Below are 22,055 nucleotides of genomic sequence, written 5' to 3' on the forward strand. Positions count from 1 at the left end.
TTTATTCTCCATTTATAGGCATCTTCATAAAATAATCAAACTTATAGGTCTTATCTAAAGCATAGATTTCTCTATACAATGTAGGATTTAACTTAAGTTCAAATTTCATTACTAAAAGTCGATTTTCAAGTTGAATGGACTGGACGTCAATAAACTTAACTTGAGGATGTTCCAGTACCAAGGCCTGGTTAAGAGCCGATACCATATCTCCTTTTAAGATCAGGTCTTTTGTGCTGAGTTCTTCTATGTCCAGATACTGATATACTTGATACATTTGAAGATCAATTTCGTCTGTTATGGTTTGTATGGCTAGCTTGACCAAGGCCTTATCAAACATAAGGGCAACCAGTGGAAGGATTAGAAAAATAATGATTGCTGCAGCTAAAAGTATAATCAAAATGCTGCTTTCTCCCCTTTTAGTTTTCAATTTTTCTAATGAAGTATGTTCTCTCATAACTAAGTTCCAATGTTTCTCCAGATCTATGATATAGGTTAATCAACCTATCGTGAGTGTATTCACATGTAATTGATAAAGTCACCTTGTCTCCAAATTTATTGCCGGTATTGTCTGTTACTATAGATGGAGATTTTAGTCCAATTGCTTCTAAAGAAGCTTTAAGATTATCGGATTCCTCTTCTGACAATTTGCCATTGGATTCAATTTTATATATATAACCTCTGCAGATACCATTCATCTCAAACTTAAGCTGTATGGGAATCATAAGCTCCAAGGCAAAAACAATAAATACCAATAGAATAATCAGGACAAGTGACATGGTTAAGATACTAGATACGTCCATTATGTTGTTGGAAAGATACTGGTTTGTACAGTATTTTGCCACCAGGCATCCATGCTATCTAGAACCATCTGAGCGAAACCTCTCATGCCAGGAATTAAGACAAACCCAGCAACTATAATAGCTATGGCCACACTGACGATTGTCCCTATCCCCAATTCTCCACGTTTGTTTTTCAATCTTATAAACAAATAATTAAACATAATTCCTCCTAATACAAAAATATTTGGTTAAAAGCATCCATCATATCCATTACAACGGGTATGGCAATCATAAATATCATGATGCTGCACAAAAGAAGTACCGACAATATGGATCTTTTTTTTCGCCATCTTGTTTCTAATTTAATCTGGTTTATATAGCGTTTAAATAAGAGTTGTTCCATTTTCTTTAGAGTATCGTAATTGGTGCCTGTATATATACCATGCTCAATTGCCATACACAGGGTGTCCACTTCCATTCCCTTGTAATTCTCTTTTAAAATATCCAATGATACCAGGAGGTCACTGGTTTTAGCATAATATGCAGATACATCAATCAGTGTCTTTCTCAGGTGTTTTTCATCTACCACTCTATACATGGATTTTATGGCATCACTGACCAAGATGCCTGATGATATTTGGTTAATCAGAAACTTAAATATTTTGTAACCATAGAACTCAATCAATCTTTTTTTTCTTTTTATCATCCAACTCTGATGGTAGGAATAGACTAAGGCATAAATAAGTAGTAAGAGAATAAATAACGACCAATGTATAATAACCAGTGCTGTCGAAAGACCAATGACAATCCAGTGAATGTTCACCTTTAGCGTATATTTATCAAAATTATGATGATTCAGTGTTAATAACTGATTGACAAATATAACTTGGGTGAATATGGCTATAAGGATAATAAACTTAATTAATAACATAAGCCTCCTAGTAATTAAAACTTGTGATTTTACTCGCCAGATAAACACCTACAATAAATAGTAGTGAAAAGACAGATAAGATATGGTTGCCCACACTTGTCTCTAAATAAAAAGATCTCATTCTGACATTGATGGTTAAAATAAATACCGTCATAACTAAGACACAGATAATTGAAAAATAAATAGCCAGCTTATCAAAATAGGTATCCGTTTTTCTTCTTTCATGTTCGCCAAATATCAGATAGCTTTCCTCTTCTAAACGTTCAAGTATACCTATTAAATCCCCTTTGCAATAGGCAGTCTGTTGTAAGTTGATCATCAGATTTCTCAAAAGTTCATGCTGAGTAAAGTTAATAATATGATCAAAGGCAAAATTGATATGTCCTGAATACTTAACCTGCATAAGAAAGTCATTGATATAAAGTTTTAGTGGCCCTTCTACTTGATCCACTGATTTTGCAAAGCAAAAATAGACATCTTCTTTTACAATCGCCCATCTTGTTAATGAGCTGATGAGCTTGGTCACTTCTAGAGACAATTGATTATGATAAGACTGCTCTTTTAGCTCTAAGTAAATAATGGGGATAACAGCGAAGAGTAGCCCCATAGAAAGACTCGGTATCAAAAGTCTTGTTATGAAAAAACTCATTGAAAAAAAATAGATAAAAAGCATGACCACAATAAAGATTAGGCTATAGACATTCAAGAAAGTAGCCAAACGTGATGTTAATGCCATCTTACTTTGTAACCTGCTAATTAGATAAGATTTTACTCTTATTGAGTTAACCTCTAAATAAAGGGGCTTGTACTCCTTTTGAGATAAATAATCAAGTATGACCATAAAAGTCAATGCTAATACAAACTTTATCATAAATACCGCCTGCCAATTTCATCTTTTAATGATGCCTTTAATTGAGATAAGTGATGAAATTCTCCTTCTAACCTAGATGGTGTCTCCATTTTTATATCAAACTTCATCAGTGTATTAAAACAAATGTCTTCCTTATAATAGACCTCAGCTACTTCTACAATCTTAAACTTCTTCATGTAAATGATGATATCTAGGGATTTTCCAATAAAGGATTCTATGTTCTTCTTATGAGTATCCATCATTGAAATCATCCTTGGTATGGCTTCTTTAACACCTAAGGCATGTAATGTACCTAATATCCTATGGTCTGTATAACCTGCCTTAATAAACTCATTCACTTCACTGCCGACCAACTCGCCGATGCAGTAGCCATCTAGAGACATGGTAAGGCCGTCCCTTACCAGCTCATTTAAGGCAATTTGCCTTTTACCAAGTCCTTTAACCTTCTGGACAATAAAATTTGGATTTTCAGGATAGAGTTCTGTATCTGATTCACATACCAAAAAACGCTCTGTTATAGGTATTTCATGTAATAAAGCCCTTAATAAAGTTGTTTTACCAGAAGCACCTTTACCGACAATTAAAATTCTTGAAGGGATGACCATCAACTTTCTAAGCAGCTTTTCCGTTTCGAGATCAAACATCTTCATATTTCTTAATTGGGTCAAATCATATGGTGATAGTCTATGTTTTCTGATGGTCATAGACGAACCCATCACATTTCTTGGAGAAATGGTTACATTAATTCTCATTCTATAGGTTTGGTCTGCTACGCGGGCATGGCTGTCATATTCATTGATAACACCACCATTTCGTATAATAATCAGCTTGCAGAAGTTTGTGAATTCTAGCTCATCTGCAAACTGAATGGGGGCAATCTCCTTATGTCCATACTTTTTTATAATGACAAAGTCGTAGCGACAGACATCAATATCTGTTACTTCCTGGTCATCCACATATTTCTGTAAGATACCATATCCAAACATATAATTCATCACTTCTGAAATAACTTCATCACGATTCATTTGAAATTGTCTTGAATCATCTAAGTATCTAACAATTTCTTGATTCAAAAGTTCAGCACTGGCCTGTTTGGTTTCTATGTCTACTATTAAAGAAGCGTGTTTGTTAATGATAAATGTAACAATCTCTTTGATAACGTCGATAGAAATGTTGCGGTCATAGGCATTATTAAAATCTAACTTGGTATGATGACTTTTAATCAAACTCATGATATCACCTGGTCTATACTTTTCATCAGTTGGCTGTACTCCTTTAAGACTCTTTTTTTCATATGCCTTGTCAAATTATATTGACTTGAATCGACATCACGTTGCTTTAAATAAGAGATACTTAAAAACTTTTCATCCATGGCTTGATTCAACAAGCGCTTATTAATATGTCTTTTCTTATCGTGATTAAAGAGAACATAGATATTCTTATCAGAAGTCACTCTTTGCTTCTTTTCTAAAAATGTCATACATTTTGTTTTCTCCTTAACATCATGCATAAGCCCCTTACATGGAATTAGGTTAACATCTGAACCTATTAAACTATGAACTGTAAAAGCATCATAAATAAAATCATTAGTATGAACAATTACCAAGTCGTAAGTACTTTTAAGGAACTTGATTATTTGCCTAAAGTCTTCTAATTTATAATACTCATAATCTTCTAACATGTAACTGCCAGAAAAATAATGGATGTTCTTATAGCCCTTTACCCTTAGGGAAAGATGCTGGGCATATTTCTTGGTTAAGACATGTTTATGAGATGCATCAATTAAAAGATTAAGTCCTGTTGTTCTTTGAAAATCCAAATGCGTATAAACAGACTTGATATATGATTTTGCATTTAAATAGGTATTGAGCTTAGGATTAAATCGGTCAGCATCTAAGATTGCGATGGTTTTGTTTTTGTTGTTTTTAGCAAGTGCGACTGACAACTCAGCGGCAAGTCTTGCTTCATTCATAACTGTCACCATCATAGGTTTTACTGATTTTGATGCTTTTACTCTGTGTGCCTTTTTGGCTTTTACCTTTTTTTCTTTTAAAATTGAATCAAAAATTTGTCTGTTTCTTAATGTGAGATGATCTCTAATAAACTCAATATCTTTTGGATTTTCTTTTGCAATTTTGCTTAGTTGTTGAACCTTAGCCAGATTATTTGCCTCAGACATACACACCTCTTTTACATATTTTGTAAATAAAGTATGCCATAACGAAAATAATTTGTCAAATTTTGTCAATGATATTATAGAAAAATATTCTTGCTTTTTAAATACAAATGATATAGTATGTATGAGAAGAATCACAGATTAGAAAGGATATATATGAACAGTAAAGTAACACCGCTACTTTCAGATATAACAAATATGCCTATCGATCGCTTTCAAATCGATACGAAGAACGATACAATAAAACTGAATTTTACTGAAAATAGCAAGGAAATTAATGAAATTGTTTTTAATGAAGTAACCTCGTTTTACTACTTAGATCACGATATAGAAGAAGATACAGAAAATACGAGTTTGAACAACATCATGTATTGCGGTATGCAATCGACAGATTTCATAGATACAGAAGATGAAAATGTCGCTGTTTCAATACCTAACTTCGTACTTGAGTTTAATGATTCAAATATTTTTATTGAGGCAAACTCAATCGTTATTAACAATCAAGAATTTGTAGTATAAAAAAAAGAACTCAGCTTATTAGCTGAGTTCTTTATATTTCAAGGCATACATACTTTGTCTCAAGATATTCTTCAATACCAAAATGTCCACCTTCTCTTCCTATACCACTCTCCTTAACACCACCAAAAGGGGCTTGAGCAGCAGATATAGCACCTGTGTTTAAGCCAACCATACCATAGTCTAATTTTTCCGCCACTACAAAGGCTTTTGAAATAGATTCTGTAAAGAAATATGAAGCAAGGCCATATGGAGTATCATTTGCAAGATCAATGGCTTCCTGGTCATCCTTAAATGTAATCACAGGAATAACAGGTCCAAAGGTTTCATCATAGAATATTGCCATGTCTCTTGTAACGCCATCTAAAATGGTAGGCTTATAAAAATGACCCACATCATCATTATCCCCCACATGTTTACTTTCACCACCACATACTAGCTTTGCACCCTTCTCGATAGCATCCTTAACTTGACCATCAATTTTATCGACACCTTTTTTATTGATAACAGGGCCTATTTTTACTTGGTCTTCAAACCCGTTGCCAATCTTCATCTTTAAAACTTGTTCAGTCAGTTTTTCAAGATATAAGTCATGTATCTTTTCATGAACCAAAACACGATTGGTTGCAATGCAAACTTGACCACAGTTTCTAAATTTTGAAGCAAGGGTGCCTTTTATCGCCTTATCAATGTCTGCATCATCAAATACAATCAATGGTGCATGACCACCAAGTTCTAATGATATCTTTTTAACTGTCTCACTACTCTGTTTCATCAAAAGTTTGCCTACAGCAGTAGAACCTGTAAAAGTAATCTTTCTTACACGGCTGTCCTTCATAGCGACTTCCGTCAATGTTTTAGCATCGCCAGTTATTAAGGAACAAACACCTTTTGGAAAACCTACACGTTCTACAAGTTCAAAGAACTTGAGAGCTGTTAATGGTGTTTCAGCTGCTGGCTTAATAATGAATGTACAGCCTGCAGCAAGCGCTGGTGCTAGCTTACGAGTAATCATTGCAAAAGGAAAATTCCAAGGGGTGATACCATAAACAAGTCCCACAGGTTGCTTTCTGACCATTATCCTCTTATTTTCCGAAGAAGCAGGTATAAACTGGCCATAAATCCTTTTACCTTCTTCACTGTACCATTTCAGAAAATTTGCACCATAAACAATTTCACCTAAAGACTCCAAATAAGGCTTCCCATTCTCCATAGTCATGATTTTTGCTAAATTCTCTTTTTCCTCAATAACCAGATCATATAATTTTTCTAATAAATCGCACCTATATTCAGCTGTTTTGTCTCTCCAAAATTCGAATCCCTTATAGGCTGATTCAATTGTTTTTTCCATATCACTTTCAGATGCATTAGGAACCTCACCTAAGACATTACCATTAGAAGGATCATAAACTTTAAAGTAGTCTCCTTCATGTTCCTGAAAAGATCCATCGTAGAATATTGAATATTTCATCACACACCTCCTACATAATCATAACATACTAGAATTTTTAGGTGTACTTTTTATGACTACATTGTATAATATTATTAGAAAGAAAGATGAAGGGAGCTATCATGGATACAATTATTACGTTTACGCTTAAAGATTTGCTGGTTTGTGGTGTATATATAGCACTTATTGTTATGATTATCTACATCATTAAAATACTTATGAAACTCCATAGTTCGATGAAACATATCAATGCTGTTGTAGAAGACAACAGAAAAGAAATAGATGCCATTTTAAAAGAAGCACCTGGAATCAGTCAGAATGTCAATACCATTTCTGAGGAAGTTGCACATGATATTACTCAGTTCAGAGGCACAGTGGACAACATTGCTGAAACAACTGAATCTGTCACAGAGGTTGTTAAAGAAAATCAGTCTGTTGTTGATGGATTGACATCAATTTTCCATACTGCAAGTATTGCAAAAGGAGCTTATGATAAGTTCTTTACAAAAGAATCAAATGAAACTGTTAACGAAGAAGAGTAGCATCAGCTACTCTTTTCATCTATCATTTTCTGTAAATGTCTTATGATAGACTTTCTATCATAACGCATGTTACCATAATATATTTTCTTTTTTACATCTTCAATTAAGAGTGTTAATGAAACATCACTGAGGGCATGCCTGTCGATATCCATGGTCGTAATGGTATTGTTTATTGACTGCAACTCACAATACTTATTGATATAGCCTCTTACTAAATACTCCACATAGTCTTTAATCTGTTTATTGTTTTCACATTCTATTTGCTGAACATAATAGATTAAAAGGACTTCTATTGTCTGATCCTGAAACTCATCATAAAAGTCGTATTGCTCTTCTAATGTAATACGCTTCTTATTCATATCAATAGCCAAATCACCACAGCTTTTGATCACTTGACTGTAATACTGACACGTTTCCTCATCAAAGCCAAAATAATCACAGAAACTATTAAATGAGTCTTCATATCTCTCAGGTGCATTTAGTTTTAATGCCATGACTTGATAAGCATCTTTAAATAGTAGGGAAAATTTGAGTAACTGGTATTTATTCAAACCACAACTAAATCTATAAACTAGTGCCCTTTTTATATCCCTATATACACCATCACTAAAATACACCTCATCAGACATCATCATTTCAAAACTCTCTAGATTTCTTAACCCCTTTGACCAAGTACCAACTGTTTTCATGGCGTCTACAATTGGGTAGGTCGCATCTATCAAGCCAACTTCATCCAACAACTTAATATATTGATAGGACTTCTTCTGGTTGATTAAGTCAAAAAAGTAATCTGAAACAGAAGCATTTACCTCATAGTTTAACTTCTTCATTTCTTTTATTACTTCTTGTTCAATATCTAAATGATGGGTCATCATATAATGGACCATTTTAAAAACTTTACCACCATTTTTTTCTAAGTCTTTATAATGCATTGGCCTAATAAAGCCTTCTTTAATAGAATCTTTTACATTAAAGGGATCAACCCAGGATGAATAACAAGATTCCTTAAAACAAGCAAATGCGTTTTTTTCCACTTCTTTGGATATTTTTATAGAAACAGCATGTAGATTAAAATCAAAAGTTTTAAGATATTCTTCTATTGTTTGACCTTTTAAACTTCTTACCTTTAAATGAAAAAACTCATCAAAATAAATAACTTCAAGAGAATCCTCTACATACTTGTACTCCAAAAGCTTTTGATCTTTAATCCAGTCATCTAAATCACTTTCTATCATTATTTCAAAATGATCAATATCACCATATATTAGAAACTCGTATGTACTTCTAGGTGATAAATAAAATGTACCTTTATCCAATGAACAAAGATATTTTATCTCATCGATATTAAACATAGATCCCCCTTAATATACTTATACCACAGATAACTGAATATTCAAACATTTATACTTTTCGTGAATAAAATTGAAGAAAAATGGTAATATTACAAAAATATGAGTAGAAATCAGTTTCATGGGTACAATTACAATGAGCAACCAACTTGTTATTTTCTAAGAAAACCATAATTCGAATCTAACTACGTTGACTTTTAATTTCATGCTCTGTAATATTAATAGTGAAGTGGTATGGTATCAATGTCGAAATTTGTCTAAGAGGAGGATGTAACATGAAATCAACTGGAATTGTAAGAAAGGTTGACGAACTTGGAAGAGTCGTTATTCCTATCGAGTTGAGAAGAACATTAATGATTGGTGAAAAAGATGCTTTAGAGATCTTTGTTGAAGGTGACACAATCATTCTAAAAAAATACGAACCAGCATGTGTTTTCTGTGGTCAAGCTAAAGGTGTTCAAAACCTTAAGGGAAAAAATGTTTGCCCTAGCTGTATCGAAGAAATCGGTAACTTAAAGTAATCATAGATTTTATTTACTCTATTTTAAGAAGAAAAAAAGCCTCTAAAGAGGCTTATTTTTTTAGATTTATGCTGACTTGATAAACTTCCTTTTTAGGAAGTTTTCTTTTCTTTGAAACTTCGGTGGTCGCTTCTTTTTTTGTCAGTCCCTTAGCCATCAATTCAAGCAAATGTTCTTCAATGCTTGTGTCAAAAGTTTCAACTTCCACAGCGTCATTTCCAGCGACTAATAGAACAAACTCACCCTTAACACCTGCCGTGCTGAAGTGTTGAATGCAGTCTTCTATGCTTCCTCTGACATATTCTTCATACCTTTTTGTCAACTCTCTGGCTGCTACCATTTGACGATTACCAAACACCTTTTGAAAGACTTTTAAAGTATCCAAAAGTCTATGTGGCGATTCATAAAATACCAAAGTAGAAGTGAGTTTTGAAAGATACTCAAGTCGTTCATTTCTTGTTTTCTTATGTTTTTCTAAGAAACCTTCAAAGTGAAAATATCGAGTGGATAAACCTGAAGCAGCTAAAGCAGTTACCACTGCTGATGCACCTGGAAGGGCAATTACTTCTATACCATTTTCGATACATAATTTCACTAAATCCTCACCTGGATCAGAAATACCAGGCATACCAGCATCAGACACCAAGGCAACATTTTTACCTTCTAATAACCTATCAATCAAGGCAATTCCAGCGCTTTTTTTGTTGTGCTCATGGTATGAAATCAGCTTGTTTTTTATTTCAAAATGGTTTAAAAGTTTCAATGAATGACGTGTATCTTCAGCTGCAACAATGTCTACCATTTTAAGGGTGTTTACCCCCCTAATTGTCATATCATCCAAGTTTCCTATAGGTGTTGGACAAATATATAACTTACCGTTTTCCATACTTCCTCCTAGAATACATCAATTTTTAGATTCCTGTAAATCTCCCTAATCTGAGGTGTGTAATCCCTGTTATTATCATAAACGTATAGATTTTCCTTATGTTTTAACTCGTGATTACCATTTTTTACACACTTAATTAATAGAATGTTCGGTGGCTTATCACAATGCGGATACACATATTGTAAAGTTTTTGGTTCCAAATTATGTTTTCTACAGTAGTATATGATGTCAACTAATCTCATTGGTCGATGGACCATATAAAAACAACCCTTGTTTTTTAGTAGCAGTGCTGCAGTCTTAATGAAGTCCTCAAGATCACCACTTGTTTCATGACGCGATTGAGCTTTTACAGAACCATTGTTTATAAGGGCGTTTCCCTTTTTAAAATAAGGTGGATTAGAGACGATTACATCAAATGACCCTGCATCAAACTTATTTTTAAGCTCAAGGACATCAGCCTTAATGATTTCAATAGTGTCTTCTAACTTATTTTTCTTAACAGATCTATGTGCCATATCGGCTACTTGATCTTGCTTTTCTATACCATAGATTTTATCCACTTGATGGTTAAGTGATAACAGTAATGGAATGATGCCTGTACCCGTTCCCATGTCCATGATTCTATCACCATCTTTAATCTCGGCAAAATGACTTAACAGAACTGCATCAATACCATATGAAAACCACTTTTTATTCTGAATGATTCCAAATCCATTTTTCTGAATCAAATCGAAACGTTCATTGTCTAACATATTTTCTCCAAAAATAAGAACAGGTTACCCCTGCTCTTTAGTTTCTTTCCCTTGCTCTTTTTGTTGTTTCTTCTGAGGTGGGTTTCTTCTTATTCTTCTGATATCTTTTTTCTTATAAGCAGTAATGTCCTCATCTAAAACAGGCTTACCATCTTCCTCACCTACAATTAAACGAACTTTTACAAGCTCTCTGATAGTTTGAGTGTTTACAACAATAGCCTTTCCATCAGGTGTTTTTATCATTTCACCATCTTTAGGCATGCCTTTTTTAAGCTCAAGATAAACTTCATGTTCATACTTCAAACAACACATCAAACGACCACAAATACCCGATATTTTTGTTGGATTTAAAGATAAGTTTTGATCTTTAGCCATCTTAATAGATACGGGCTCAAAATCACCTAACCAATTAGCACAACAAAGTCTCTTACCACATGATCCAATGCCGTTTAACATCTTTGCTTCATCTCTAACACCTATCTGTCTAAGTTCAATTCTTGTTCTAAAAACAGATGCTAAATCTTTTACTAACTCTCTGAAATCAACTCTTCCATCAGATGTGAAATAGAAAATAACTTTATTGTTATCAAAAGTATACTCAACGTCAATCAGTTTCATTTCTAATTCATGATGTTTGATTTTCTCTAAACAAATGCTAAATGCCTCAGCCTTCTTTGTTTGATTTTCTTCATGAACTTTTATGTCTTCTTCTGTTGCTACTCTTAAGACCTTCTTCAAAGGTGCAATCACCTCATCATCAGGAATTTGACGCTTATTGATAACCAAATTACCAAACTCTACACCTCTTGCTGTTTCAACAATAACGTGTTTGGCTTCTGAGGTATCAATATTATCAGGATCAAAATAATATATTTTTCCTGCTTTTTTAAATCTTACTCCAATGACCGTAACCATTTAGTCCTCCAATAATTGAATCAACATGACTTCCATCGTTAAATCAAAGTGTCCATGTTGTCTTAACTTCTTCTTTGTAAGCTCAATTGCTTCAATATTATTTATTATCTTATTTAAAGATAGGTTTCTTGCCAACTTCTTGATCACATCAAGCGATCTTGAATGAATCAATAAATGCTTTGCTTTAGCCTGCTTGAATAAAAGTATATCTCTATACCATAATATCATATAATCCAGTATCTTCTGAATGTTTTCTTTCTCGTCATTAAAGTATGATAATTGCTCTAATAACTTGGCCTTTTCATTTGTATGAATTGCCTGAAGAATTTCCTCTGTATGAGATTGGATCAACTTAAAGCTTTCTGACGTTATGTAGTCAATCGCCTTACCTATAGAGCCATCCGCTAACTTAGCGATTATCTCTGCTTCATCTGTTTCATGATTTGACTCAATGTAATTCAATACAAGATCCTGATGAAGGCCATTCAACTTAATAATTTGACATCTAGACAGAACCGTCGGTAATAGCGCTTCTGAGTTGGTTGTTAACATAAGAATCACAACATGCAAAGGCGGTTCCTCAAGTGTCTTTAAAATTCTATTTTGAGATGAAGCATTCATCTTATCCGCATCTTTTATTAAAACAACCTTATATTGTCCATCATAAGGCTTTATATTGATAAAATCTTGAAAAGCTTCAATTTGTGCGTTTTTTATTTGTGTACCTTCTGGCTCAATAACCATAAAATCAGGATGATTGTCATGATTCATTTTTAAACATGACCTACATACACCACAAGCATCACCTGTTTTAGATTCACATAAGACAGAGGCTGATAATGCAGATCCTAAAGTCGTTTTACCCACACCTACCATACCTTCAAGCATGATTGCATGAGGTAAGGTTTCATTTTTTATTAATTCTTTAAAATATGCACATGTCTTTTCATGTCCAATTACTCTATTAAAACTCATCTATCTTTCCAATTTTGTCTAATGGGAATATCCTATAAGTCGTTTTACCCACAATTCTTTCTTCTTCTATCAAACCAATATCAGGATTTCTACTGTCCATACTGAATCGTCTGTTATCCCCCATTACAAAATAATAGCCTTCTGGAATTTCCTCAAAGAAAATTGTGTCATAACCAGAATCATTGATGTATGGTTCGTCTAAGAGCTCATCATTTACATAAACATCTGCACCCTCAATAACAATCTTATCACCAGGGCCTGCAATTACTCGCTTTATAAGTTTCTTTCTTGTATTTTCATTGACAAAAAATCGTCTGTAAAAAGGCAGTTCATTAACGCCTGACTCACCAAAAGTCATATCCGATTTAAAAACAATAATGTCCCCATTTTCAACATTCTTAGTCTTTTGAATAACCACCATATCCTTAGGTTGTAAGGTTGGTACCATAGATGTGTGATATATAGTTGTTGGTACAACAAACAATTGTAGTACAAACACAAAAACAGCCGCAAAAACAATCGACTTGATCCATTCCAATAATTCTTGTTTCATTTTTCCTCCTAGTCAGCAAGGATATTGATTTTATCACTCATAGATTCAATACCACTAATATTATTTTTTTTTGCTAACATCTCTTTTATTAATTCTATCTTATCTTCTTCGAACATTTCCCCAGGAATAATTAAAGGTATTCCAGGTGGATAAGGTATGATATATTGTGCGGCGATTTTGCCACAAGCATCTTCCAATTTTATTTGATTATGAACGCCATAATAAGCTTCATTTATTGATAATTTAGGCATACAAGTGTCACTATAGACAATTGTATCTATACCACTATAACATTTAAATTTCAACATTTCCATTGTTTTGATTAAATAATCAAAGTCCTTTTGAGTGTTCATAATGCTGGTTACTAAAACACCTACTTTATCATTGGAAAATTCTATTTGAATGCCATTCATTCTCAGCATTTCTTCAAATGAAATTGGATCAATATTATACTTACTACCAAGTAAAGTTAACTTAGTTGGATCCAAAGAAAATCCGTCAGGTAAATCCTCTTCTATTAGAAATAACTTATGTTTTTTCTTTATTCTCTTGATTTCTTCTAAAAGATTCTCCATCAATCTTTTGCCTTCTTTTTTAGATATGTCATAACCAATATCTAATGAAGACATCAGAAGGTAAGATGGACTTGATGTTTGATGCAGTTTTAACATCATTTCCAACTTATTCTGTGATATTCTATCTGAATTTAAATGAAGTACAGAAGCCTGGGTCATAACAGGTAAAGACTTATGGCTAGACTGCACCACTATATCTGCTCCGATCTCAAGAGCCGAAGGCATTAAATCTGAACTTAAAAACAAGTGAGCGCCATGTGCTTCATCCACTATTAGCATAATATTATACTTATCTAATACAGCTTTTATTGCTTTTAAATCACTCCCAATACCATAATAATTAGGATAAGTTAAAACCAAACCCTTGACATGCGGATGAGCTTGAATGGCCTTTTCCACCTGCGAAGGCGTAATCCCCATAGGAATACCAAACGCCATAATCGGGTTGATATAAACTGCATTTATCTGACCTAAAAATAGACCATCATAAACTGCTCGATGACAATCTCTTGCAACCAAAAGCGTATCACCAGGTTGAACTGCTGACATGATCATGGCATATATTCCCGATGTGGTGCCACCAACAAGATAATAGCTTTCTTTAGTATCTAGTAGATTGGACAACTCATCCTGAGATTCTTTAATACAGGACTCAGGATCAAACAAATCATCTGTACCAGGTATTTCAGTCACATCAATGTCTAAAATACTATCCAAACGGTCTAAATATGGCTTATAGAGTTCAGTATATTTATGACCTGGAACATGAAAAGATACTAGGTTTTCATCTTTGATGGCGGTCAATTGATCAAACAGTTTCAAGATTTTTTCCTCTTATTAACATCGTATAATTTTGTAGTCTTTCTTTTTTCAGCTTCTTTTTCCTTATCATTTTTATTCAAATGATAGTTGATTCTTAAAATATTGACTAATGCCACTATAACCACTACTACAAAAATAAGAGATACACCAATTATTTGTGTCATCAAAACTTTATCCATTACCTCACCTATCAAAAAAAGACTTATTTTATCAAGAAAATTATGATACTATATTAGATATCTTATTATAACAAGTATCCAATACCATATTCTACAATGGCTGGACTTGTTATAAAAACTTAATGATTTGGAGGCAAGCACATGTTGGCAAATAAAACATCCATCATCTCACCATCAGTGACGATTGGTATCAGTACAAAGGTAAAAGAACTGAACAGACAAGGCATTGAAGTGACAAGTCTTAGTATAGGGGAACCTGATTTCTTTACACCAGACAAGGTAAAACAAGCTGCTATTGAAGCGATTCATGCTAACAAAACTAAATACGATTCGGCTTCAGGTCTTTTTGAATTAAAGCAGGCTATTGTAGATAAATTAAAGAGGGACAATCATGTTTCTTATGACCTTGATGAAATTGTTGTGACAAGTGGCGCCAAACATGCAATATCCAATGCACTACTTGCTATCTTAAATCCAAATGATGAAGTTATTATTCCAAAACCATATTGGACATCTTATCCTGAGATGGTCAAACTTTTAAATGGTACACCAGTATTTGTTAACACAAAAGAGGAAAACTCATTCAAGCTACAAGCTGCAGAGTTAAAAGCTTTAATCTCTAATAAGACAAAAGCTGTATTTATAACTAATCCATCCAATCCAACTGGTGCCGTTTATACAAAAGAAGAACTAGAACCAATTGTTAAGATGTGTATTGAAAATCAAATCTACATACTAGCTGATGAAATCTATGAAAAAATTACTTTTGATGATGATTTTACTTCTATTGCAAGTTTATCAGAAGAAGCAAAAAATATGACGATTACAATCAATGGCCTTTCAAAGTCAGCTTCGATGACAGGCTGGCGATTAGGTTATACAGCAACTAATAAAAAACTTGCATCAGCCATGTCGGCTATACAGGGCCATTTGGTATCACATCCTTCTACAATCACACAATGGGCTGCTGTTGAAGCCATTAATAACTGTGAAGCAGATACAAAGCACATGGTCGATACTTATCACAGTAGGAGAAATGAAGTCATTCAAATGTTTGAAGATATTGAGGACTTGTCAATCGTTAGACCGGATGGCGCCTTTTATGTCTTTATCAATATTTCTAAATTAAAGGCTTATATAGATACGCCTGATAGTTTCTCCTTAGAAGTTTGTAATAGACTACTTGATGATTATAGGTTGGCTATTGTTCCAGGTATAGCATTTGGACTAGATGATTATGTTAGAATCACTTATGCTGCTGATATGGAAACCATTAAAACTGGTATTGAAAAAATGAAACAATTTATAAATGACCTAAAAAAATAGAGCTGATTTCAGCTCTATTTCTACATTCTCTTCTTTAATATATTGAACACTCTTTTTTCAGCCATCAGTAGTTCATTTTTCATATCTTTTGGCTTTAAACGACATACCTTTAACATCATTTTAAAATCAGCTTGATCACAGCCTATACCATATCGTAAACGTATAATTTGCTCATGTTTGGGTGTTAAAATCTCTTCTTCTACCAGCTCTTTAAGCTTTTTATCAATAATTTCTATTTCCTTTTCAGTTATCTCCATACTTCTCCTCTAATACTTTTAATAATTTTTTTGATAAATCTACCTTGCTCTTACCGGCTGAATTGATAATTTCAACAAATCTATTTTCTTCTGACTTATAGTTATTCTCTAACAGTTTCTTTTTTAATTGATTAACAGTGCCTAGATTACCATCAATAAGCTCTATATCTTGACCCAGTAGATCATAGATAAAATCCTTTATAAATAGATAATGTGTGCACCCTAAAACAACACTTTCAATATTGTCTTTTATATCTCTAAAATACGCTTCTAAGACTGGTAAAATTTCTTCTGATTCAAGCATTTCTTCTTCTATTAACTCAACAATTTTAGGAGCAGGTACCTTATAAACGCTTGTTGAAGAAGCCACTTTGTTTAAAAGATCATTGAATTTTTCTTCCTTTAAAGTCATAGGTGTCGCCATGACTGCTATTGCCTTGCCTTTATTTGACTCTACAGCTGGTTTTAAAGCTGGTTCCATGCCTATAATAGGTATAGGGTACTTGTCCCTTAAGACCTTAATAGCAGCACTTGTGGCTGTATTACAAGCTACAACGATTGCATCTACATGACGTGTCATTAAATAATCACAAATTTCTATACATCTTTCAATGACTTCTTCTTTAGTTTTTATACCATACGGAGCATTTTTTGAGTCTCCAAAATATATAAAAGATTCATTAGGAAGTCTTTTTTTAGCTTCATACAAAACACTTAAACCTCCCATACCTGAATCAAAAATACCTATTAACATGTTGATAACCCCTAACAAAATAAAAGTTATACACATACATATCCCTGACTGTGTATAGTTTTTTTAAACTAAATATATTATACTATAAATCAAGAACGAATTAAATGAGGAGAAATAATGAGAATCAATTGTATGAAATGTGTCTACTACTATGTCACATGGGATCCTAAAAAACCAAGGGGCTGTAAGTTCTTCGGATTTAAATCATATGCCATGCCGTCACAGGTTGTTTTAAAATCATCTGGTAATCCATGTGAAGCTTTTAAAGAAAAAAAAATAAGCTCATAAGAACTTATTTTACTATATTCATACTGATATCAAATGCTGTAACAGAGTGTGTCAGTGCTCCTACAGAAACGACGTCAACACCTACCTCAGCGATACTTTTTAAACGCTCTAGTGTAACATTGCCAGATGCTTCTAAAATGGCTTTTCCTTGATTTATTTTCACAGCTTCAGCCATGGTTTCATTGTCCATATTGTCAAGCATAATAATATCTGCATCTGCATTTAATGCTTCTCTTAATTGATCTAGTGATTCTACTTCAACTTCAATTTTAGTAGTATGAGGCACTTCTTTTTTTGCAATTTCAACAGCCTTTGTAATGGAACCGACTGCCTTAATATGATTATCTTTAATCATAACTGCATCAGAAAGGTTGAATCTATGATTGCTGCACCCACCAAGCTTTACTGCGTATTTTTCTAATATTCTTAAACCAGGTGTTGTTTTTCTTGTATCCACCACGCGCATTGGGAACTCTTCAACTTCCTTAGCATATTGGTATGACATTGTAGCAATACCCGACATTCTTTGCATAAGGTTTAATGCCACACGTTCCCCTTTTAGAATCGATCTAGAAGAACCTTTTACTCTAAAAATAACAGTTTGATTATCTACATAATCCCCATCTTCTGCAAGGAGTTCAACTTCTAAATCAGGATCTACTAATTCAAAAACACGTTTAGCGACTTGTAAACCAGCAACAACGCCTTGAGCCTTTGTCTTCATCTCAGCAAGACACTTGTCTTTTGATGATAACAAGATATCTGAAGTGATATCTACATAGCTAATATCTTCATCAAGCCCTCTAATAATTATTGGATCTATTTTGTAATTTGATAACATCCTTACTCTCCTTCAATGATATGACTGCCCAGAGATGTTTCTCTTGCAATTGCAGCTTTAATAATCAGCTTTGAAACAAATATCATATTCCTTAATTCAAAAGCCTCTTGTGAATTACATTTCTTACTTAAATCCACGTTCATGCCTTCAATTAATTCTAGTGCATAAATCAAATCATGTTTACTTCTGAATATAAAAACATGTTCACTCATAATATGCTTCAATTGCTGTTTATAAGTATGAGACTTGATACAAGACGAGTCGTCAATTGCCTCAAAACTTTTCTTTAAATCTGGTACAATGACCTCGGCTACATTGATATCTTCAGCAACCCGATTTGCAAAGACAATGGCCTCTAATAAAGAGTTGCTAGCCATTCTATTGGCTCCATGAACACCCGTACATGCCACTTCACCACAAGCATAAAGACCTTTGATATTTGTTCTACCTATAGCGTCTGTTTTAAGACCACCCATCATGTAATGTTGAACAGGGACGATTGGTATTAAATCTTTAATCATGTCTATCTCATAAGATAAACACTTTATATATATATTGGGAAATCTATTTTTTATATAATCTTCAGGTAAATGTGTCACATCTAGATAAATATTTTGATTGCCCTGTTTGTTTGACTCTTCAATAATAGCCTTGGAAACAACTGATCTTGGTGCCAAATCCTTGAGAGGATGATATCTTTCCATAAAAGCTTCACCAGCTTCATTTCTTAAAATACCACCTTCACCCCTAACGGCTTCCGATATAAGAAAGTGCGCATCATCCTTTTTATTCAAAGCTGTAGGATGAAACTGAACAAACTCCATATCTGCCACTTCTGCACCTATACGAGCGCCTATTGCAATACCATCAGCAGTTGCAATGCTTGCATTTGTTGTATGTTCATACAAACCACCAACACCACCTGTTGCTATAACAACTTTAGAGGCATATACAGATTCTATTCTATCATTAACAATTAATTTAACACCTTGTACTTGATCATCTTCACATATTAAATCGGTAACAAAAATATGGTCTTTAAGACTGATATTATCCTTTTCTAGACATGCTTCAAGAAGACCACGAATAATTTCTTGACCTGTTGTATCTTTATAATGAACAATTCTTCTTTTAGAGTGTCCGCCTTCTTTAGTCAGTAATAAATTACCATCAGCATCACAATCAAAATGAACCCCCATTGACATGAGGGCTTCTATATTACTGCCGCCTTCTTCAACCATTATTTTTAAACGATTCTCATCATTATGGTTGAAACCTGTTTTTAGTGTATCTTCCACATGACTATTATAATCATGAGGATTAAATGTTACAGCAACACCACCCTGAGCCAGGTTGGTGTTGCTACATTTTAATTCATCTTTAGATACGACCAATACACTTTTATTAGAATCAAGTTTCATTGCAGTAAATAGACCTGCAATACCAGAACCGATAATGATTACATCATAAGCTGGTTGCATACTTGTCATTTCTTACCCCTTTGATAATTCTAACATTCTATTTAATGAATGATACGCCTTCTCACGAATTTCTTCATCTACAGTAATTTCATTTTCTTCAGTCTTTAAAACATGTAAAACATCTTCTAATGACGTCTTTTTCATATTGTAACAAATTAATGCAGGTGATAATAAAGTAAACTTCTTGTATAAGTTCTCTTTTCTAAGTGTGTGTAAAATACCCATTTCTGTTCCTACAATGAATTCTTTGTCTTCACTGTTTCTAATGTGGGCTAAAATTTGTGATGTAGAACCTACAAAATCTGCTAATTCTACAACTGCAGGATTACATTCAGGATGTACCACTACCTGAACACCTGGCTTTTTATTTCTTACAATGGCAACTTCTTCAGGTTTTACACGTTCATGTGTAATACAGAAGCCATTCCATAATTCCATTTTCTTGTTTGGTAATTTCTTATTGATATAGTTACCTAAATTTCTATCTGGAGCAAATAAAATTTTATCTGAATCTAATGATTCAACAATTTTTAAGGCATTTGAAGACGTGACACAAACATCACATTCTGCTTTAACTTCTGCAGAAGAGTTTACATAACATACAACTGTTGTACCAGGGTTTTCTTCCTTATAAGCACGTAGTTTTTCACCTGTGATCATATCTGCCATAGGACAACCTGCATCAATAGCCGGTAAAAGTACTTTTTTTGTTGGACTAAGTATCTTAGCACTTTCAGCCATAAAATGCACACCACAGAATACAATAATATCTGCATCTGTTTTAGCTGCTTCTTCACTAAGTTTGAGAGAATCACCTACAATATCAGCTATATCCTGAATTTCAGGAATTTGATAGTTATGAGCTAGTATAACAGCATTCTTCTCTCTCTTTAACTTCTTAATTTCACTTACAATTGAATTGATTTCCATTTATGTCTCCATTCTAAAAAAAAAGACTATCTAAGATAGTCTTAACTACAACTTATCTATTATTAAAGCTTTCTGCATTATTTCTAGAACCTTCAATATGTCTAACTGTTGCTTCATATGCTTTATCAGCATCTTTTTCTATAAACCCTTGTAAAATAGCCTTATGTTCACCTAATGCATAATTAGGTCTACCATCAACCAATAATGATTTTTTTCTAGTTGTCTTAATGAATAATTGGAAGTCTCTTAATACTTGCTCCAAATATCTACTCTTACTTGCCATGTAAATTGTTTCATGGAACTTAGTGTCTAGCTCAAAAAACTTGTCGGTATCATTCTTAAATGTATAAAACTCCATTAAGTCATAGATCTCTTTGAGATCATCAATCACAGACTCATCAGATTCATCCATTCTTTCAACTGCCCATCTTGCAGCAATACCTTCAATTGCAACACGTATTGTGTAAATATCATGAATATCTTGATTAGAGATCCCTTTAACAACAACACCCCTGTTAGGAATATTGTCAACAAGACCATCCAATTCTAATTGCTTTAATGCTTCTCTAACTGGTGTTCTACTTACACCTAATTCTTCAGCTAATTTAGCCTCGACAATTTTATCTCCAGCCAAGTATCTATCATTGAGTATATCTTCTCTTATCTTATCAAAAATGAGTGAGGTTAATGATTTATTTTCTTTCTTCTGATCAAACAGGTCCAAAATAATTTCCTCCGAATGTAAAAATAACGTTATACCCCTATGGTACTATGTCATTAAATTGCACCTATATTTTAACCCACATTTAACTCCCTGTCAATTGACTGAGTCATAAAATGAACAAGTATTGTAATTATTAGAAACATAGCGATACCAATTGATACATGTGGTGTCTATATTGTTGAATTATCTATGACTAAATAGACAAAAGGCTCTCTTCTTATGAGCATTTTGCTATTTATTTAAGCCTCATAAAATACATCACTAATAATCTATAAATATAATTAATTCATGCATATGTAAAAATTGTATTATCCTATTAAATAAATAAAAAAACAGCCTAAGGATTTCCTTAAACTGCTTTTTAAACCGGCAACGTCTTACTTTCCCAGGTCGTCTCCAACCAAGTATCATCAGCTCTACGAAACTTAACTTCTGTGTTCGGGATGGGAACAGGTGTAGCCTTCGTGATATAGTTACCAGATATACATGACTTATTAAGTCAYCTATTTAATTCAGATATTCTCTGAAGATTGCATATATGAATTTCAAGCTTTACAATTCTCTTTCGCTAATCACTTGCGTGATATCGCTCATACGACTTCGCTTACGCTACGCCGTTATTTGGTCAAGTCCTCGACCTATTAGTATCTATCACCTAAACA

The 22,055-nt window shown here is 33.4% G+C and carries 27 protein-coding genes and 1 rRNA gene; 5 read left to right on the plus strand and 23 right to left on the minus strand.

Translation table 11 applies throughout. The annotated features are described in order from the left end of the window. Position 1: 1 nt before the first annotated feature. The 7 genes from EZV73_RS07300 to EZV73_RS07330 are packed head-to-tail and all read right to left on the minus strand — an operon-like array spanning position 2 to position 4,760. A complete protein-coding gene (locus EZV73_RS07300; RefSeq protein ID WP_240839595.1) occupies positions 2–397 on the minus strand; it encodes a hypothetical protein in 396 nt (131 codons plus the stop codon). A 19-nt stretch (positions 398–416) separates the two neighbouring features. Beyond that, complete coding sequence (locus tag EZV73_RS07305; protein WP_240839596.1) at positions 417–842, minus strand: hypothetical protein; 426 nt, start codon at positions 840–842, stop codon at positions 417–419. Beyond that, complete coding sequence (locus EZV73_RS07310; RefSeq protein ID WP_240839597.1) at positions 800–1,000, minus strand: hypothetical protein; 201 nt, start codon at positions 998–1,000, stop codon at positions 800–802. Before EZV73_RS07310 ends, EZV73_RS07305 begins: the two co-directional genes overlap by 43 nt. 8 nt (positions 1,001–1,008) lie before the next feature. Then, a complete protein-coding gene (locus EZV73_RS07315) occupies positions 1,009–1,710 on the minus strand; it encodes a type II secretion system F family protein (protein WP_240839598.1) in 702 nt (233 codons plus the stop codon). Between the two features lie 7 nt (positions 1,711–1,717). Further along, the gene (locus EZV73_RS07320) at positions 1,718–2,581 is read right to left on the minus strand and encodes a hypothetical protein (protein ID WP_240839599.1); all 864 of its coding nucleotides are present in this window, start codon (positions 2,579–2,581) and stop codon (positions 1,718–1,720) included. Continuing rightward, a complete protein-coding gene (locus EZV73_RS07325; protein WP_240839600.1) occupies positions 2,578–3,813 on the minus strand; it encodes an ATPase, T2SS/T4P/T4SS family in 1,236 nt (411 codons plus the stop codon). Before EZV73_RS07325 ends, EZV73_RS07320 begins: the two co-directional genes overlap by 4 nt. Continuing rightward, positions 3,810–4,760 (minus strand): hypothetical protein, encoded by a 951-nt coding sequence (locus EZV73_RS07330; protein WP_240839601.1) that lies wholly within the window; start codon positions 4,758–4,760, stop codon positions 3,810–3,812. The genes EZV73_RS07325 and EZV73_RS07330 overlap by 4 nt, the downstream gene beginning before the upstream one ends. A gap of 153 nt (positions 4,761–4,913) precedes the next feature. Here EZV73_RS07330 and EZV73_RS07335 point away from each other — a divergent pair, with 153 nt between their 5' ends. Beyond that, positions 4,914–5,276, plus strand: coding sequence for a hypothetical protein (locus EZV73_RS07335; protein WP_240839602.1), 363 nt, complete (start codon positions 4,914–4,916; stop codon positions 5,274–5,276). A 31-nt stretch (positions 5,277–5,307) separates the two neighbouring features. Here EZV73_RS07335 and EZV73_RS07340 read toward each other — a convergent pair whose 3' ends face one another. Continuing rightward, positions 5,308–6,744, minus strand: a complete 1,437-nt coding sequence (locus EZV73_RS07340; protein WP_240839603.1) for an NAD-dependent succinate-semialdehyde dehydrogenase — start codon at positions 6,742–6,744, stop codon at positions 5,308–5,310. A gap of 101 nt (positions 6,745–6,845) precedes the next feature. On the opposite strand from EZV73_RS07340, the gene EZV73_RS07345 reads away from it, so the two are divergent. Further along, entirely contained in the window at positions 6,846–7,265 is a 420-nt protein-coding gene (locus EZV73_RS07345) for a DUF948 domain-containing protein (protein ID WP_240839604.1), read from the plus strand. A gap of 2 nt (positions 7,266–7,267) precedes the next feature. On the opposite strand, the gene EZV73_RS07350 is transcribed toward EZV73_RS07345, so the two are convergent. Beyond that, positions 7,268–8,617, minus strand: coding sequence for a hypothetical protein (locus EZV73_RS07350; protein WP_240839605.1), 1,350 nt, complete (start codon positions 8,615–8,617; stop codon positions 7,268–7,270). 272 nt (positions 8,618–8,889) lie between these two features. On the opposite strand from EZV73_RS07350, the gene EZV73_RS07355 reads away from it, so the two are divergent. Beyond that, positions 8,890–9,135 carry an AbrB/MazE/SpoVT family DNA-binding domain-containing protein gene (locus EZV73_RS07355; RefSeq protein WP_240839606.1) on the plus strand — a complete coding sequence of 82 codons (246 nt, stop codon included), beginning with the start codon at positions 8,890–8,892 and terminating at the stop codon, positions 9,133–9,135. 52 nt (positions 9,136–9,187) lie between these two features. Here the strand turns inward: EZV73_RS07355 and rsmI are convergent, their stop codons facing one another. Genes rsmI through EZV73_RS07390 form a run of 7 tightly spaced genes read right to left on the minus strand, consistent with a single transcriptional unit; the run spans position 9,188 to position 14,792 of the window. After that, positions 9,188–10,021, minus strand: coding sequence for a 16S rRNA (cytidine(1402)-2'-O)-methyltransferase (rsmI, locus tag EZV73_RS07360; RefSeq protein ID WP_240839607.1), 834 nt, complete (start codon positions 10,019–10,021; stop codon positions 9,188–9,190). Positions 10,022–10,029: 8 nt separating this feature from the next. Beyond that, a complete protein-coding gene (locus EZV73_RS07365) occupies positions 10,030–10,773 on the minus strand; it encodes a tRNA1(Val) (adenine(37)-N6)-methyltransferase (protein WP_240839608.1) in 744 nt (247 codons plus the stop codon). A gap of 24 nt (positions 10,774–10,797) precedes the next feature. After that, positions 10,798–11,688, minus strand: a complete 891-nt coding sequence (locus tag EZV73_RS07370; protein WP_240839609.1) for a stage 0 sporulation family protein — start codon at positions 11,686–11,688, stop codon at positions 10,798–10,800. Then, positions 11,689–12,663 (minus strand): DNA polymerase III subunit delta', encoded by a 975-nt coding sequence (gene holB / locus EZV73_RS07375; protein ID WP_240839610.1) that lies wholly within the window; start codon positions 12,661–12,663, stop codon positions 11,689–11,691. Continuing rightward, complete coding sequence (gene lepB, locus EZV73_RS07380; RefSeq protein ID WP_240839611.1) at positions 12,653–13,216, minus strand: signal peptidase I; 564 nt, start codon at positions 13,214–13,216, stop codon at positions 12,653–12,655. The genes holB and lepB overlap by 11 nt, the downstream gene beginning before the upstream one ends. 8 nt (positions 13,217–13,224) lie before the next feature. Further along, positions 13,225–14,613 carry an aminotransferase class I/II-fold pyridoxal phosphate-dependent enzyme gene (locus EZV73_RS07385; RefSeq protein ID WP_240839612.1) on the minus strand — a complete coding sequence of 463 codons (1,389 nt, stop codon included), beginning with the start codon at positions 14,611–14,613 and terminating at the stop codon, positions 13,225–13,227. Then, the gene (locus tag EZV73_RS07390; protein WP_240839613.1) at positions 14,610–14,792 is read right to left on the minus strand and encodes a hypothetical protein; all 183 of its coding nucleotides are present in this window, start codon (positions 14,790–14,792) and stop codon (positions 14,610–14,612) included. The genes EZV73_RS07385 and EZV73_RS07390 overlap by 4 nt, the downstream gene beginning before the upstream one ends. A gap of 141 nt (positions 14,793–14,933) precedes the next feature. On the opposite strand from EZV73_RS07390, the gene EZV73_RS07395 reads away from it, so the two are divergent. Then, complete coding sequence (locus tag EZV73_RS07395; RefSeq protein ID WP_240839614.1) at positions 14,934–16,118, plus strand: pyridoxal phosphate-dependent aminotransferase; 1,185 nt, start codon at positions 14,934–14,936, stop codon at positions 16,116–16,118. A 20-nt stretch (positions 16,119–16,138) separates the two neighbouring features. On the opposite strand, the gene EZV73_RS07400 is transcribed toward EZV73_RS07395, so the two are convergent. Then, positions 16,139–16,375 carry a hypothetical protein gene (locus tag EZV73_RS07400; protein WP_240839615.1) on the minus strand — a complete coding sequence of 79 codons (237 nt, stop codon included), beginning with the start codon at positions 16,373–16,375 and terminating at the stop codon, positions 16,139–16,141. Then, a complete protein-coding gene (gene murI / locus EZV73_RS07405; RefSeq protein WP_240839616.1) occupies positions 16,362–17,129 on the minus strand; it encodes a glutamate racemase in 768 nt (255 codons plus the stop codon). The genes EZV73_RS07400 and murI overlap by 14 nt, the downstream gene beginning before the upstream one ends. A 117-nt stretch (positions 17,130–17,246) precedes the next feature. Between murI and EZV73_RS07410 the strand changes: the two genes are divergently transcribed. After that, on the plus strand, positions 17,247–17,417 hold the full coding sequence (locus tag EZV73_RS07410) for a uracil-DNA glycosylase (protein WP_240839617.1): 171 nt from the start codon (positions 17,247–17,249) through the stop codon (positions 17,415–17,417). A gap of 4 nt (positions 17,418–17,421) precedes the next feature. Here the strand turns inward: EZV73_RS07410 and nadC are convergent, their stop codons facing one another. The 5 genes from nadC to rrf form a co-directional block, all read right to left on the minus strand. Next, on the minus strand, positions 17,422–18,258 hold the full coding sequence (gene nadC, locus EZV73_RS07415) for a carboxylating nicotinate-nucleotide diphosphorylase (protein ID WP_240839618.1): 837 nt from the start codon (positions 18,256–18,258) through the stop codon (positions 17,422–17,424). Positions 18,259–18,260: 2 nt separating this feature from the next. Further along, positions 18,261–19,748: an L-aspartate oxidase gene (gene nadB / locus EZV73_RS07420; RefSeq protein WP_240839619.1), complete on the minus strand. Its 1,488-nt coding sequence runs from the start codon at positions 19,746–19,748 to the stop codon at positions 18,261–18,263. A gap of 3 nt (positions 19,749–19,751) precedes the next feature. Then, positions 19,752–20,669 (minus strand): quinolinate synthase NadA, encoded by a 918-nt coding sequence (gene nadA / locus EZV73_RS07425; protein ID WP_240839620.1) that lies wholly within the window; start codon positions 20,667–20,669, stop codon positions 19,752–19,754. Between the two features lie 52 nt (positions 20,670–20,721). Further along, positions 20,722–21,393, minus strand: coding sequence for a GntR family transcriptional regulator (locus EZV73_RS07430; RefSeq protein WP_240839621.1), 672 nt, complete (start codon positions 21,391–21,393; stop codon positions 20,722–20,724). A 364-nt stretch (positions 21,394–21,757) separates the two neighbouring features. Continuing rightward, positions 21,758–21,874 (minus strand): 5S ribosomal RNA (gene rrf / locus EZV73_RS07435). Between the last annotated feature and the right edge of the window lie 181 nt (positions 21,875–22,055).

This window comes from Acidaminobacter sp. JC074, assembly GCF_022496765.1.
Classification (GTDB): Bacteria; Bacillota; Clostridia; order Peptostreptococcales; family Acidaminobacteraceae; genus JABXKX01.

Excerpts from the sequence above, each read along its gene's own strand:
- EZV73_RS07310 (WP_240839597.1), bottom strand. The coding sequence starts at position 1,000 with ATGTTTAATTATTTGTTTATAAGATTGAAAAACAAACGTGGAGAATTG.
- EZV73_RS07355 (WP_240839606.1), top strand. The coding sequence starts at position 8,890 with ATGAAATCAACTGGAATTGTAAGAAAGGTTGACGAACTTGGAAGAGTC.
- EZV73_RS07365 (WP_240839608.1), bottom strand. The coding sequence starts at position 10,773 with ATGTTAGACAATGAACGTTTCGATTTGATTCAGAAAAATGGATTTGGA.
- EZV73_RS07325 (WP_240839600.1), bottom strand. The coding sequence starts at position 3,813 with ATGAGTTTGATTAAAAGTCATCATACCAAGTTAGATTTTAATAATGCC.
- lepB (WP_240839611.1), bottom strand. The coding sequence starts at position 13,216 with ATGAAACAAGAATTATTGGAATGGATCAAGTCGATTGTTTTTGCGGCT.
- EZV73_RS07370 (WP_240839609.1), bottom strand. The coding sequence starts at position 11,688 with ATGGTTACGGTCATTGGAGTAAGATTTAAAAAAGCAGGAAAAATATAT.
- EZV73_RS07410 (WP_240839617.1), top strand. The coding sequence starts at position 17,247 with ATGAGAATCAATTGTATGAAATGTGTCTACTACTATGTCACATGGGAT.
- EZV73_RS07335 (WP_240839602.1), top strand. The coding sequence starts at position 4,914 with ATGAACAGTAAAGTAACACCGCTACTTTCAGATATAACAAATATGCCT.
- rsmI (WP_240839607.1), bottom strand. The coding sequence starts at position 10,021 with ATGGAAAACGGTAAGTTATATATTTGTCCAACACCTATAGGAAACTTG.
- EZV73_RS07390 (WP_240839613.1), bottom strand. The coding sequence starts at position 14,792 with ATGGATAAAGTTTTGATGACACAAATAATTGGTGTATCTCTTATTTTT.
- EZV73_RS07345 (WP_240839604.1), top strand. The coding sequence starts at position 6,846 with ATGGATACAATTATTACGTTTACGCTTAAAGATTTGCTGGTTTGTGGT.
- EZV73_RS07320 (WP_240839599.1), bottom strand. The coding sequence starts at position 2,581 with ATGATAAAGTTTGTATTAGCATTGACTTTTATGGTCATACTTGATTAT.
- EZV73_RS07350 (WP_240839605.1), bottom strand. The coding sequence starts at position 8,617 with ATGTTTAATATCGATGAGATAAAATATCTTTGTTCATTGGATAAAGGT.
- EZV73_RS07395 (WP_240839614.1), top strand. The coding sequence starts at position 14,934 with ATGTTGGCAAATAAAACATCCATCATCTCACCATCAGTGACGATTGGT.
- EZV73_RS07400 (WP_240839615.1), bottom strand. The coding sequence starts at position 16,375 with ATGGAGATAACTGAAAAGGAAATAGAAATTATTGATAAAAAGCTTAAA.
- murI (WP_240839616.1), bottom strand. The coding sequence starts at position 17,129 with ATGTTAATAGGTATTTTTGATTCAGGTATGGGAGGTTTAAGTGTTTTG.
- holB (WP_240839610.1), bottom strand. The coding sequence starts at position 12,663 with ATGAGTTTTAATAGAGTAATTGGACATGAAAAGACATGTGCATATTTT.
- EZV73_RS07340 (WP_240839603.1), bottom strand. The coding sequence starts at position 6,744 with ATGAAATATTCAATATTCTACGATGGATCTTTTCAGGAACATGAAGGA.
- nadB (WP_240839619.1), bottom strand. The coding sequence starts at position 19,748 with ATGACAAGTATGCAACCAGCTTATGATGTAATCATTATCGGTTCTGGT.
- EZV73_RS07330 (WP_240839601.1), bottom strand. The coding sequence starts at position 4,760 with ATGTCTGAGGCAAATAATCTGGCTAAGGTTCAACAACTAAGCAAAATT.
- EZV73_RS07315 (WP_240839598.1), bottom strand. The coding sequence starts at position 1,710 with ATGTTATTAATTAAGTTTATTATCCTTATAGCCATATTCACCCAAGTT.
- nadA (WP_240839620.1), bottom strand. The coding sequence starts at position 20,669 with ATGGAAATCAATTCAATTGTAAGTGAAATTAAGAAGTTAAAGAGAGAG.
- nadC (WP_240839618.1), bottom strand. The coding sequence starts at position 18,258 with ATGTTATCAAATTACAAAATAGATCCAATAATTATTAGAGGGCTTGAT.